At 70.7% G+C, this 11,668-nt stretch carries 11 protein-coding genes; 6 read left to right on the top strand and 5 right to left on the bottom strand.

The annotated features are described in order from the left end of the window. From kdgD to ACH9D3_RS11435, 3 genes are all read right to left on the bottom strand, one after another. Window positions 1–927, bottom strand: a 927-nt coding sequence (kdgD, locus tag ACH9D3_RS11445) for a 5-dehydro-4-deoxyglucarate dehydratase (RefSeq protein ID WP_396411002.1), incomplete at its 3' end; no start/stop codon positions are given. A gap of 58 nt (window positions 928–985) precedes the next feature. Beyond that, a complete protein-coding gene (locus ACH9D3_RS11440; protein WP_396411001.1) occupies window positions 986–1,378 on the bottom strand; it encodes a universal stress protein in 393 nt (130 codons plus the stop codon). Window positions 1,379–1,422: 44 nt separating this feature from the next. After that, the gene (locus ACH9D3_RS11435; protein WP_396411000.1) at window positions 1,423–2,412 is read right to left on the bottom strand and encodes a 2-hydroxyacid dehydrogenase; all 990 of its coding nucleotides are present in this window, start codon (window positions 2,410–2,412) and stop codon (window positions 1,423–1,425) included. A gap of 287 nt (window positions 2,413–2,699) precedes the next feature. Between ACH9D3_RS11435 and ACH9D3_RS11430 the strand changes: the two genes are divergently transcribed. Genes ACH9D3_RS11430 through ACH9D3_RS11405 form a run of 6 tightly spaced genes read left to right on the top strand, consistent with a single transcriptional unit; the run spans window position 2,700 to window position 9,228 of the window. Beyond that, on the top strand, window positions 2,700–4,289 hold the full coding sequence (locus ACH9D3_RS11430) for an ABC transporter substrate-binding protein (protein ID WP_396410999.1): 1,590 nt from the start codon (window positions 2,700–2,702) through the stop codon (window positions 4,287–4,289). Between the two features lie 52 nt (window positions 4,290–4,341). Continuing rightward, window positions 4,342–5,355 carry an ABC transporter permease subunit gene (locus ACH9D3_RS11425; protein WP_396410998.1) on the top strand — a complete coding sequence of 338 codons (1,014 nt, stop codon included), beginning with the start codon at window positions 4,342–4,344 and terminating at the stop codon, window positions 5,353–5,355. A 9-nt stretch (window positions 5,356–5,364) separates the two neighbouring features. Then, a complete protein-coding gene (locus ACH9D3_RS11420; RefSeq protein ID WP_396410997.1) occupies window positions 5,365–6,363 on the top strand; it encodes an ABC transporter permease subunit in 999 nt (332 codons plus the stop codon). Further along, the gene (locus tag ACH9D3_RS11415) at window positions 6,360–7,409 is read left to right on the top strand and encodes an oligopeptide/dipeptide ABC transporter ATP-binding protein (RefSeq protein ID WP_396410996.1); all 1,050 of its coding nucleotides are present in this window, start codon (window positions 6,360–6,362) and stop codon (window positions 7,407–7,409) included. The genes ACH9D3_RS11420 and ACH9D3_RS11415 overlap by 4 nt, the downstream gene beginning before the upstream one ends. Then, a complete protein-coding gene (locus ACH9D3_RS11410) occupies window positions 7,406–8,512 on the top strand; it encodes an oligopeptide/dipeptide ABC transporter ATP-binding protein (RefSeq protein WP_396410995.1) in 1,107 nt (368 codons plus the stop codon). Before ACH9D3_RS11415 ends, ACH9D3_RS11410 begins: the two co-directional genes overlap by 4 nt. Continuing rightward, on the top strand, window positions 8,509–9,228 hold the full coding sequence (locus ACH9D3_RS11405) for a TSUP family transporter (protein ID WP_396410994.1): 720 nt from the start codon (window positions 8,509–8,511) through the stop codon (window positions 9,226–9,228). The genes ACH9D3_RS11410 and ACH9D3_RS11405 overlap by 4 nt, the downstream gene beginning before the upstream one ends. On the opposite strand, the gene ACH9D3_RS11400 is transcribed toward ACH9D3_RS11405, so the two are convergent. Both ACH9D3_RS11400 and ACH9D3_RS11395 read right to left on the bottom strand, forming a co-directional pair. Then, window positions 9,214–10,242, bottom strand: a complete 1,029-nt coding sequence (locus ACH9D3_RS11400) for a 2-hydroxyacid dehydrogenase (RefSeq protein ID WP_396410993.1) — start codon at window positions 10,240–10,242, stop codon at window positions 9,214–9,216. The genes ACH9D3_RS11405 and ACH9D3_RS11400 overlap by 15 nt on opposite strands. Continuing rightward, window positions 10,239–11,555: a glucarate dehydratase family protein gene (locus ACH9D3_RS11395; RefSeq protein ID WP_396410992.1), complete on the bottom strand. Its 1,317-nt coding sequence runs from the start codon at window positions 11,553–11,555 to the stop codon at window positions 10,239–10,241. Before ACH9D3_RS11395 ends, ACH9D3_RS11400 begins: the two co-directional genes overlap by 4 nt. Window positions 11,556–11,668: the final 113 nt, after the last annotated feature.

The following is an 11,668-nucleotide window of genomic DNA, read 5'->3' as shown; positions in this document are numbered from 1 at the left end:
CGCCGGGGTGCCGGTGGGGAGGGCGTCGATGAGGGCCTTGAGGTCGGCGAGGTCGTGGTCGGTGAGGTCCTGGAGCGGGGGGCGCACGCCGCCGGCGTCGCGGCCCACGGCCCGCAGCCCGGCCTTGACGATGGAGACGCCGTAGCCCTTCGCCCGGTCGCGGATCTCGATGTAGGGCAGGACGAACCGGTTGAGCTTGTCGGTGACCGCCGCCCGGTCCTGGGCCCGGACGTCGCGGTAGAACTCCAGGGCGAACTCGGGGACGAAGTTGTACATGGCCGAGGAGTAGGTGCTCATGCCCAGCTGGAGCAGGGGCAGGGCGAAGGTCTCCGCGGTGGGCAGCCCGCCGAGGTAGAACAGGCGGTCCCCGTTGGCGGCGTAGACCTTCGTGAGGTGCTCGATGTCGCCGATGCCGTCCTTGAACCCGATGAAGTTCTCGTGGCGCTCGGCGAGGCGGGCGATCGTCTGGGCGGAGTAGACGGCGTTGGCCCGGTTGTAGGCGATCACCCCGAGGTCGGTGGCCGCGCAGACCGCCGAGGCGTGGGCGAGCAGTCCCTCCTGGTCGCACTCGGTGAGGTAGGGGGGCAGCAGCAGCAGGCCTTCCGCGCCGGCGGCGGCCGCGTCGTGGGCGTTGCGCACGGCCTGGGCGGTGTTGCCGGCCGCCGGGGCGAGCACGGGGACGGTGTCCCCGACCTCCTCGACCGCGGCCCGCACCACGGAGGCGGTCTCCTCCGGGGTGAGGGAGAAGCCCTCCCCGGTGCCGCCGGCGGCGAAGAGCCCGGCCACCGGGAAGGAGGCCTGCCAGGCCAGGTGCTGCCGGTAGGCGGTCTCGTCGAAGAGCAGGTCGGCGTCGAACGCGGTGACGGGGAAGGACAGCAGGCCGTCCTTGAGCTTGTCCGCCAGTTCCTGGGGAGTGTGCTGGGGCATGAGTTGGCTTCCTTCGTGTTGGCGCTGCAGACGGTCGGTGGCGGAGGTGGTCACGCGGTCAACCGCGGGGGCCCACTCTGACCTTGACGGCGTGCACGGGGCACCCGGCCTCGAGCAGGACCCGCTGGGACAGGGATCCCAGGAGAAGCTTGCCGACGGGGGACCGGCGACGGAGGCCGATCACCACCATCTGGGCGCCCGCCTGGTACGACGCGTCGATGAGCGCATCGCCCAGGTCGTCGTCCCGGCCCAGCGAGCAGAGCTCCAGGTCGATCCCGGACGCCTCAGCCTCTGCGCGCAGGGCCGCCAGCACCTCGGGATGCTGAGCGGTGCCGTTCTCGGCAGGGTCGAAGAGGGAGACGTCTGTGCCCCGGAGGACAGCTTCCGAGATGGCGGCGCCGACTGCGGCCGATCCTTCGGGGGTGTTCGAGAAACCAACGGCGATGGTCACGGTCGACTTCCTTTCCCGGCCCTGGAGGGGCCGGAGCGCGGGACTCAGGAGATGGGCGTGACGAGGGTTCCGTCGTCGAGGTAGCTGCGCAGATTGGCCAGCGTCAGTTCGGCCATGTCAGCCCTGGTCTCGACGGTTCCACTGGCGAGGTGCGGCAGCAGGACCACGTTGTCCAGGTCCTGGAGGGCAGCCGGCACGCGGGGCTCGTCGGCGAAGACGTCGAGCCCCGCGCCCCCGAGGCCTCCCGCGACGAGGGCCGCCACCAAGGCGTCCTCGTCCACGACCGAGCCACGGGCGATGTTGATGAGGTAGCCCTCGGAACCGAGCGCCTCCAGGACGGACGAGCCGACCAGCCCCACGGAGGCGGGTCCCCCGGCCGCAGCCACGACCAGGACGTCGACCGCCCCGGCCAGCTCCTCGGCGGACTGCTGGTAGCTGTAGGCGCTTCCCTCGACCGGGCGGCGATTGTGGTACTGGATCTCGCATCCGAAGCCCTCGAGCCGGCGGGCGATGGCGCCGCCGATGCGGCCGAGACCCAGGATGCCCACCTTTCTCCCGGAGGCGCGCACCGCCAGCGGGAAGTTGCCCTTCGTTTCCCAGTCCCCGCGCCGGACGTATCGGTCGGCCGCGGAGATCCGCCGCAGCACGTCCAGGTAGAGAGCCATCGCTGTGTCGGCGACGCAGTCGGTGAGCACGTCGGGGGTGTTGCTGATGGGGATCCCGCGTTCCGCGGCCTGGTCGACATCGGTCGCGTCGTAGCCGACGCCGAAGTTGATGATTGCCTCCAGACTGTCGAGACGGCGCATCAGGCCGGTGTCGACGCCCACCTTGCCAGAACAGACGGCGATCCGGATGCCGTTCGCGTGCTCGCCCAGGAACGCTTCACGCCCCTCAGGATCGTCGGGCAGGCGCACGGCCCCGAACTCGGAGACCAGAGCGGCCTGGACCGTGGGGTTCACGGGTCCCACCTGCAGGATCCCGGTGCCGGCGAACTGATCGGACGGTGCGGCCTCAGCCGATGCGGAGTTGGTCATGCCTGCAACGTAAAGAACGCGACAGATGCCGTCCAACACTCAGATTGGATGGATCAATGCTCTTGAGGCATGGATTGCTCTTCTGCCGCGGAATGTCGCGCGAATCACACTCTGGAAGTTCTCTGAATAAGTCCTTGGCGTACGCCCATGCCTCCATCACACCGATTCCACTCCTTGACCACCACAGGGGCCGAGCCCACGCTGTGCATACGCCACGGCCGTCCACCGGCTCCGCACGGAGATCCAGGACACTGGCGACCGCTCGATCCCCACTCTCGGAGGAAACCATGACGTTCAGCCTGCCGCGCACCGTCACCGCGCCGAAGACCGCCCGCCCCCACAAGGCGATGTCCCTCTCGGCCGCCGCCCTCAGCACGGGCGTGCTGCTGAGCGGCTGTTCCGTCGCGAACTCCGAGAACGCCGAAGGATCCGGCGGCGCCTCGGACACCCTCCGCGTGGTCCTGCAGCAGGAACCGCCGACCCTGGAGCCGTGTGAGGCCAACCTGACGAGCACCGGCGTGGTGGACCGCTCCACCATCACCGAGCCGCTGGTGGAACGGAACCCGACTTCAGGCGACCTGGAGCCGAAGCTGGCCACCGAGTGGAGCTCCGAGGACGACACGACGTGGACCTTCACGCTCCGGGAGGGAGTCACCTTCCACGACGGGAGCGAGTTCACAGCCGAGGACGCCGCAGCCACGATCGAGCGGGCCGTCAACTCCGACCTCGGCTGCAACGTCGAGGGCTACGTGTTCGGCGACGACGACCTCGAGGTGGAGGTCGTGGACGACACCACGCTGGAGGTCACGGCGCCGCAGGCCGACCCGATCCTTCCCCTGCGGCTGTCATTCCTCGAGGTGGTGCCCAGCGAGACCTCCATGACCGAGAAGGTGCGCGAGCCGATCGGCACCGGCCCCTACCAGCTGGACTCTTGGCAGGCCGGCCAGAACATCACCGTCTCCGCCTACGACGACTACTGGGGCGAGCAGCCGGCCTTCCCGAACGCCCGGTACGAGTGGCGCTCCGAGAGCAGCGTGCGCGCCGCGATGATCACGTCGGGCGAGGCGGACATCGCGACCGGACTGAGCCCCGAGGACAACATCGGGGACCTCGGTGTCCAGTACCCCAACAACGAGACCGTCGCCATCCGCATGCACGCGGACGAGCCGCCGCTCGACGACATCCGGGTCCGCAAGGCCGTCAACTACGCCCTCGACAAGGAGGGCATCGTCGCCAGCCTCTACGGCGGGCGGGACGAAGTTGCCGCGCAGCTGGTGCCGGAGGGCGTCGTGGGCCACAACGAGGACCTCGAGCCGTGGCCGTTCGACCTCGAGGAGGCCAAGAAGCTGGTCGCCGAGGCGAAGGCCGACGGAGTCGACACCGACGCCCCGATCAGCCTGGTGGTCCGCACCGCGCAGTTCCCGAAGATCGAGGAGCTGGGCCAGGTGCTCCGGGAGCAGATGAGCCAGGCCGGGCTCAACGTGAACCTCAAGATGCTCGAGACCAGCCAGCACCTCACCTACCAGGTCCGGCCCTTCGCCGAGGACGACGGCAACATCGCACTGCTGATCCAGCACGGCAACCAGGCCGGTGACGCCGCCTTCACCGTGGAGCAGTACATGCTCTCCGACGGCGCCCAGAGCTCCTTCGGCACCCCCGAGCTCGACGCCATGATCGAGGAGGCGGGCAACGCCACGGGCGAGGAGCGGCAGGCGGCCTACGAGGAGGTCTTCGAGTACCAGAACGAGAACGTGACGCAGTTCGCCCACATCTCGCACCAGACCGGCATGCTCGGCAAGTCCGCGGGCATCGAGTACGAGCCCAACTCCTCGTCCGGCGACGAGCTGCGCCTGGCCGAGATCCGGCCCGCGCAGTAGACGCCCGAGGACTGCGGCCCGAGGACAGAAGCACGAGAGCACAGGGGAAGTCATGCTGACCTATCTACGCAAGAGGATCGTCTCCAGCGCCATCCCGCTGGCGGTCGTTGTCGTCGGTGTCTTTGCGCTGGCCCGGCTCACCGGCAACCCGGCGAGCCTGTACCTGCCGCTGAACGCCACGCAGCAGATGCGTGACGACTTCGCGGCCCGCAACGGCCTGGACCAGCCGTTGCTGGTGCAGATGGCCGACTACTTCGGAGGAGTGCTCCAGCTCGACTTCGGGACGTCGCTCAGGACGGGGGAGGCCGCGGCCACCATGGCGCTGCGGGCCTTCCCCGCCACCCTCCAGCTCGCGGCGATCACGATGATCCTGGCCATCGCGCTGGCCGTGCTCGTGGGCAGCTGGGCCGCGCTGAAGCCCAACGGCGTCGCGGACCGGATCGCCAGCTTCACCTCCATGGCGGCGGCGTCCATCCCGGACTTCTGGCTGGCCATCGTGGGCATCTGGATCTTCGCCATCACCCTCGGCTGGGTGCCCACCTCGGGCGTGATGGGAAGCGCAGCGTGGGTGCTGCCCATCGCCACGCTGATGATGCGACCTTTCGGGGCCCTGGTCCAGGTGGTCCGCGGGGCCATGGTGTCCGCGCTCTCGGAGCCCTACATCAAGCTGGCCCGGAGCAAGGGTGCTTCTCAGTCCCGTGTCGTCACTCGCCACGCCCTGCGCAACGCCGCGGCGCCGGCGCTGACCGTGGCCGGCGATCTCACCGTGGGCCTGGTCAACGGCGCGGTGGTCGTCGAGACGATCTTCGGCTGGCCGGGCATCGGCAAGCTGATGATCGACTCGATCCTGCAGCGGGACTTCGCCGTCCTGCAGGCCTGCGTCCTGCTGACGGCCATCGCGATCTTCGTCCTCAACATCGCGATCGATCTGGCCTACGCGCTGCTGGATCCCCGCGTCCGGCCCGCGGCCGCGGGCCCCAGGGCGCCCCGGAAGACCGCAACGCCCAAGGGTCCGGCGGCTCCCGCCGCCGTGGTCCCGGGCACCGTGACCACCGTCAAGGCATAGGAGGGTCCGATGAGTCAGCTCACCCAGGACGGACGGGCCGCGGAGGAACCGCTGGACCCGCTGGAGTCAGTCCCCGCCGCACCCCGGGACAAGAGCTCGGGCCACCCGAGCATGTTCCGCATGCTGCTGCGGGACAAGTTCGCCTGCACCGGCGCGGTCGTCCTCCTTCTCGTCCTCCTGACGGCGATCTTCGGCCCTGTGCTCATGGGCGACCTGGACAGCCGCCAGGACCTCATGTTCGCCAACAAACCTCCGTTCGACCCCGCCAACGGCTGGGAGTACATCCTCGGCTCCGACCCGCTGGGGCGCTCCCTCCTGGCACGACTGGTCGTCGCCACCCGCACCACCCTGCTCGTGTCCGTTCCGGCCGTGCTGATCGCCATGCTCATCGGCTCCCTGTGGGGCGTGTGGGCCGGCTACCACCGCGGCTGGCGGGAGACCGTCTCGATGCGTGTGGCCGACGTCATCATGAGCTTCCCCTCCCTGCTGCTGGCCGTGGTCGTGCTCTACGTCTTCAGCCCGTCCATCGCGAACATCGTGCTCATCCTGGCCATCACCCGTATCCCCATCTATCTGCGAACCACCCGCGCCGAGTCCGCGGAGCTGCAGAGCCGCACGTTCGTGGACGCGGCCCGGACCTTCGGCGCCCGGCCCAACACGATCATCCGGCGGCACGTGATCCCCGTGGTCATCCCGTCCGTCCTGACGCTGGCCACGCTCGAGTTCTGCTACGTCATGCTGGCCGAGTCCTCGCTGAGCTTCCTCGGCATCGGCATCCAGCCGCCGGACGTCAGCTGGGGCCTGCTGGTCTCGCAGGGCCGGCAGTACCTGCAGACGGCCTGGTGGCTGTCCATCTTCCCCGGCGTGGCCATCGTGGTCACCGCGATCTCGGCGAACATGCTCGCCGCCTGGCTGCGGATCGCCACCGATCCCTCCCAGCGCTGGCGGCTGACCGTGGCCAAGCGCAAGAAGTTCATCGTTCGGACCGAGTCCAAGGAGTCCAAGTGAGCACCAGCGCTCCCGCCGCGACCGACGACCGCACCGCCGTGGAGCGCCCCGTGGTGCTCCGGGTCGACGGGCTCGACGTCGACATCCGCACCCCTGCCGGAACCGTGCGCGCCGTCAGCGACGCCGGCTTCGACGTCCGCGCCGGCCGGACCCGGGCCCTGCTCGGGGAGTCCGGCTGCGGGAAGTCCATGACGGCCAAGGCCGTCGTCGGCCTCCTCGATCCCGTGGCCCACGTGGCCGGCGGCAGCATTGAGCTGGACGGCAAGGAACTGACCACCATGTCCCCCAAGCAGCGCCGCAAGGTCGCGGGGGCCGAGCTGGGCATCGTCTTCCAGGACGCGCTCACCGCGCTCAACCCGGTGTACCCGGTGGGCGTGCAGATCGGGGAGGCCTTCCGCATCCATCGTGGATCGTCCAAGGCCGAGGCGCGGAAGGAGGCCATCGAGCTGATGCGGCGCGTCGGCATCCCCGAGGCCGAGCACCGGGTGGACGCCTATCCGCACCAGTTCTCCGGCGGCATGCGCCAGCGCATCCTGATCGCCGCGGCCGTGGCGCTCGGACCCCGCGTGCTCATCGCCGACGAGCCCACCACCGCTCTCGACGTCACGGTCCAGGCACAGATCATGGAGCTGCTGCGCAGGCTGCGGGAGGAGGAGGACATGGCCGTCGTGCTCATCACGCACGACCTCGCCGTCGTCGCCGAGGAGGCAGACGACGTCACCGTGATGTACGCAGGCACCGTGGCCGAGAGCGGTCCCGTGGAGAAGGTCTTTGCCCACCCGCGGCACCCCTACACCAAGGGCCTGCTCGAGTCGGTGCCGGTGGACGGCGAGCGCGGCGCCGCACTCTCCTCCATCCCGGGCAGCCCTCCGGAGCTGAAGAACATCCCGCCGGGGTGCGTCTACCAGGACCGCTGCCCGCTGGCCGCGGAGCGGTGCCGGGCCGAGCGCCCCGCGCTGCGGGAGGTTGCGCCGGGCCGCCGGGCCGCCTGCCACTTCTCCGAACTGCTCGCCACCGGCCCCACTTCCGAGGAGATCACGTCATGACCGCACTGCTCGACCGGCCGCACACCGAGCACGGCACCGCCCTGGAGGTCCGGGACGTCACCAAGACCTTCCACGTGGCCCGCAGCGCCTCCGGGCACAGCCGCCTGCGGGCCCTGGACGGGATCGATCTCACCGTGGGCCGCGGCGAGACCGTGGGACTCGTGGGTGAGTCCGGGTGCGGCAAGTCGACGCTCGCCCGGACCCTCATGCTGCTGGAGCGCCCCGATTCCGGGACCGTGGCCTTCGAGGGGCAGGACCCGTTCGCGCTTCGGGGCAAGGACCTCCTGGCCTGGCGCCGACGCGTGCAGATGGTGTTCCAGGACCCGTTCGCCTCGCTCAACGCCCGCATGACGGCCGGGGAGATCATCTCCGAGCCGTGGAACACCCACCGGGACCTCTACCGCACCGCCCGGGAACGCGCCGCGCGGCTGCACGAGCTGCTCCAGCTGGTGGGCCTGCGGCCCTCCGACGCCAAGAAGTCCCCGCAGGAGTTCTCTGGCGGCCAACGGCAGCGCATCGGCATCGCCCGGGCGCTCGCGCTGAACCCGGAGCTGATCATCCTGGACGAACCGGTCTCGGCGCTGGACCTCTCGGTCCAGGCACAGGTGCTGAACCTGCTCAACGACCTGCAGCAGAAGCTCGGGGTCAGCTACCTGTTCATCTCCCACGACCTCTCCGTGGTCCGCCACGTCACCGACCGGGTCGCGGTGATGTACCTGGGCCGGATCGTCGAGACGGGCCGCACGGAGGACGTGTTCGAGCGCCCGTTGCACCCGTACACCGCCGCCCTCATGTCGGCCTCCCCCAAGCTGGACCCGGCACAGCGGCCCGCGGAGCGCATCGTTCTGCGCGGCGAGCTGCCCTCGCCGCTGGACCCTCCCTCCGGGTGCCGCTTCCGCACGCGGTGCTGGCAGGCGCAGGAGGTCTGCGCCTCGCAGGCACCTCCCCGGCAGGAGGCGTCCTCACTGGGCCGCACGGCGCTGCCGACGCCCTGGGTGCGTGGGACCGAGGTGCCCGAGACCGTGGTGCACACGGCCGAGTGCTACTTCCCGCTGTCCGAGCCGTCCGCGGCCGGGGCGACCGCACTGTCCTCCGGGGAATGAGCCTCGGCGTCCTCGCCGTCCTGGCGGCGACGTTCTTCGTCGCCGCCGCGCTGCAGGGGTCGATCGGATTCGGCCTGGGGCTGGTCGCCGCCCCGGTGATCGCCCTGGTCGACCCCTCGCTGCTGCCCGCCCTCGTGATCATGCTCGCCACGCTGGTCACGCTCCTGGTGGTGGTCCGCGAGCGCGCGGACCTGGACGTGCGCGGCGCCGGATGGGCGCTGTCCGGCCGGGTACCGGGCAGCGTTCTCGGAGCCTGGCTGGTGGTCGCCATGCCGGCCACCGCCCTCGCGTGGCTCGTGGCCGGCAGCGTCCTGCTGGGCGTGGGATCCGCGTTCCTGGGTTGGCGACCCGGACCGCGCAGGCGGAACCTGGTGGTAGCGGGAGCGCTGTCCGGCGTGATGGGCACGGCGACCTCGATCGGCGGGGCGCCCATGGCGATCGTCTGGCAGGGACAGCCACCTGCTCGCCTCCGGGGCACCATGAGCGCGTTCTTCCTCGTGGGGTCGCTGGTGTCCATCGCCCTGCTGGTGGTGGCGGGGGCCGTCACCACGGCCGTCATGACGGCCGTGGTGGTTCTCAGTCCCGCGGTGGTCGCGGGCTTCGCGCTCTCCCGGTGGATGAACCGGCTGCTGGACGCCGCCCGGCTGCGGCTTCTCGCGCTGACAGCCTCCGCCGGCGGCGCCCTGTTGCTGGTGATCCGGCTACTGATGGAGTGAGCGGGCCGGCGGCGTCCCGTGGCGCACCACGTTGCGCAGCTCCTCGCCGCGGGCGAGCCGGACGACGTTGTCCGCAATGTCGTCGGCGCGTCCCTCGAACGTGCTGCGGGCGTGCCCGGAGTGGTGGGGGGTGAGCAGCACGTTGTCCAGCTCCGCGAACGGCAGGTCCGCCGGCGGTGTGCGGCCCGGGACAGGGGCACCCCACCAGACGTCGATCGCGGCGCCGGCGATGTCCCCCCGGACCAGCGCGTGGTACAGGGCGTCCTGGTCCACCACCGGACCGCGGGCGACGTTGACGAGCAGAGCCGTCCGCCGCATCGCGGCGAACTGCTCTGCACCGATCATGCCTTCGGTGGTCGCGGAAAGGGGGACGGTGACGACGACGACGTCGGACTCCGCCAGCAGCCGGGGCAGGTCGTCCGGTCCCCCGATCCAGCGCGGGTGCACACCGTCGGGCACGGGGGCGTCCGGGCGGTGCCGGACTGCGGCCGTGGACATGCCGACGGCCTCCGCCAGGCGGACGGTCTCCAGACCGATGCCGCCGAGTCCCACTGCTCCCAGTGTCATCGTGTCCAATGTGGGGTGCAGCGGGACGTCCGGATCGGTGGCGATGGTGCGCCACGCGCCCGTCCGCAGCTCCCGGTCGGTCGGGAGCAGCCGCCGCGAGAGCGCCAGCACGGACATGAGCACGTGCTCGGCGATCGGGCGGGCGTGGTGGAAGGTGTTCGCCACTGCCACCCCTGCGGGCAGGGCTTCGACGGCGACACGGTCCAGCCCGGCGCCGGTCACGTGTACCAGACGGGCCGTCTGCGCGGATGCCGCTTCGGAGGTCTCCAGGCGGGAGCACACGACGACATCGGCGGTGCGGACGGCCGCGTCCCGCTCGGCGGCATCGGCGTCGGCCAGGAACCGCCACCGGTGCTCCGGGGCAGCAGCGATGAGACGTTCCGCGAAGCGGCTGATGATCGGGTCCGTGACCACGACGTCCAGCGCGTCGGGGACCGCCGCGGTCACCACCGGGGGCTCGCCAGCTCGTAGCCGGGGTGGATGCGGCGCATGTAGCCGGTGTCGTCGCGCTCGCGCAGACCGCAGTCGAGGTACTGGCGGTGCAGTCGTTCGAGGCCGTCCGGGTCGATTTCCACGCCGAGTCCCGGTCCGGCCGGGACGGTCACCGCCCCGGCGTCGAAGGACAGTGCACCGGGCAGCACCACGTCCTCGTCGGGGTCCTTCCATGGCCAGTGCGTGTCGCACGCGTAGTCCAGGTTCGGGGTGGCGGCCGCGAGGTGGACCATGGCCGCGAGACTGATCCCCAGGTGGGAGTTGGAGTGCATCGACAGGCCGAGCCGGAAGGTCTCGGCGATTCCGGCCAGGGTCTGCGAGCGGCGCAGACCGCCCCAGAAGTGATGGTCGGAGAGCACGACGTCCACGGCTCCTGCCCCGAGAGCGGGCTGCAGGTCCGCGAAGCTCACCACGCACATGTTGGTGGCCAGCGGCAGGTCCACCCGGCTCCGGACGGCGGCCATGCCGTCGATGCCGGGAGTCGGGTCCTCGAGATACTCGAGGACCCCCTCCAGGCGACGTCCGATGCGCACCGAGGTCTCCACCGTCCACGCCGCGTTGGGGTCGATCCGCAGGGGCAGACCGGGGAACTCCGCGCGCAGGGCCTCGACGGCCTCCACCTCGGCGTCGGGCGCCATGACCCCGCCCTTGAGCTTGAGCGCCGTGAAGCCGTAGTCGTCCACCATCCGGCGGGCCTGCGCCACGATGCCGTCCGGATCGAGGGCCTCACCCCACGAGTCCTCCGTCCCTCCCGGGTGTCCGGCCCACTTGTAGAAGAGGTAGCCGCTGAAGGGCACGGCGTCGCGGACCCGCCCGCCGAGGAGCTCGCTGACGGGCACCCCCAGGATCCGACCCTGGATGTCCAGCGCCGCGACGTCGAAGGGCGAGAGCACGCGGTCGGCGGTGGAGGAGCCGGTCACCATCCCGCTCATGCCGTGGCCGCCCGCGACGGTGTCCACGGCGAGAGCACGGGTCACCCGGGCCCGCAGGTCGTTGGTGTTGAAGGGGTCCGCGCCCACGACGGCCTCGGCCGCGAGGCGCAGGCGCTGCAGGTGTCCCGCGTCCCCGTAGGTCTCGCCCAGCCCGGTGACGCCGGCGTCGGTGGAGACCTGCAGGACCGCGCGCAGCGCGAACGGTTCGTGCACACCCACGGTGTTCAGCAGGGGCGGATCGGCGAACGCCACGGGAGTCACCGTGACCCCCGTGATCACAGTCTGCCGGACGTGGAGGGAGGGCTCCGTGGAGTCGCGCGCTGGGACGAAGGGCATCTCGGGTGTTCCTCTCCTGGAACGGCCGTGGGAACGGGCCGTCGGTCCTCCCCACGCTAGAGAGACCCACCCATGCCTGTCCAAGCTAAAATGGGCACTCAATCATTCAAGGA

It is taken from the genome of Kocuria kalidii, assembly GCF_044462225.1.
Classification (GTDB): domain Bacteria; phylum Actinomycetota; class Actinomycetes; order Actinomycetales; family Micrococcaceae; genus Kocuria; species Kocuria kalidii.
Note: the sequence above shows the minus strand (reverse complement) of the source record. Positions and strands in the feature narration are given on the sequence as shown.

Excerpts from the sequence above, each read along its gene's own strand:
- ACH9D3_RS11420 (WP_396410997.1), top strand. The coding sequence starts at position 5,365 with ATGAGTCAGCTCACCCAGGACGGACGGGCCGCGGAGGAACCGCTGGAC.
- ACH9D3_RS11405 (WP_396410994.1), top strand. The coding sequence starts at position 8,509 with ATGAGCCTCGGCGTCCTCGCCGTCCTGGCGGCGACGTTCTTCGTCGCC.
- ACH9D3_RS11430 (WP_396410999.1), top strand. The coding sequence starts at position 2,700 with ATGACGTTCAGCCTGCCGCGCACCGTCACCGCGCCGAAGACCGCCCGC.
- ACH9D3_RS11410 (WP_396410995.1), top strand. The coding sequence starts at position 7,406 with ATGACCGCACTGCTCGACCGGCCGCACACCGAGCACGGCACCGCCCTG.
- ACH9D3_RS11395 (WP_396410992.1), bottom strand. The coding sequence starts at position 11,555 with ATGCCCTTCGTCCCAGCGCGCGACTCCACGGAGCCCTCCCTCCACGTC.
- ACH9D3_RS11435 (WP_396411000.1), bottom strand. The coding sequence starts at position 2,412 with ATGACCAACTCCGCATCGGCTGAGGCCGCACCGTCCGATCAGTTCGCC.
- ACH9D3_RS11425 (WP_396410998.1), top strand. The coding sequence starts at position 4,342 with ATGCTGACCTATCTACGCAAGAGGATCGTCTCCAGCGCCATCCCGCTG.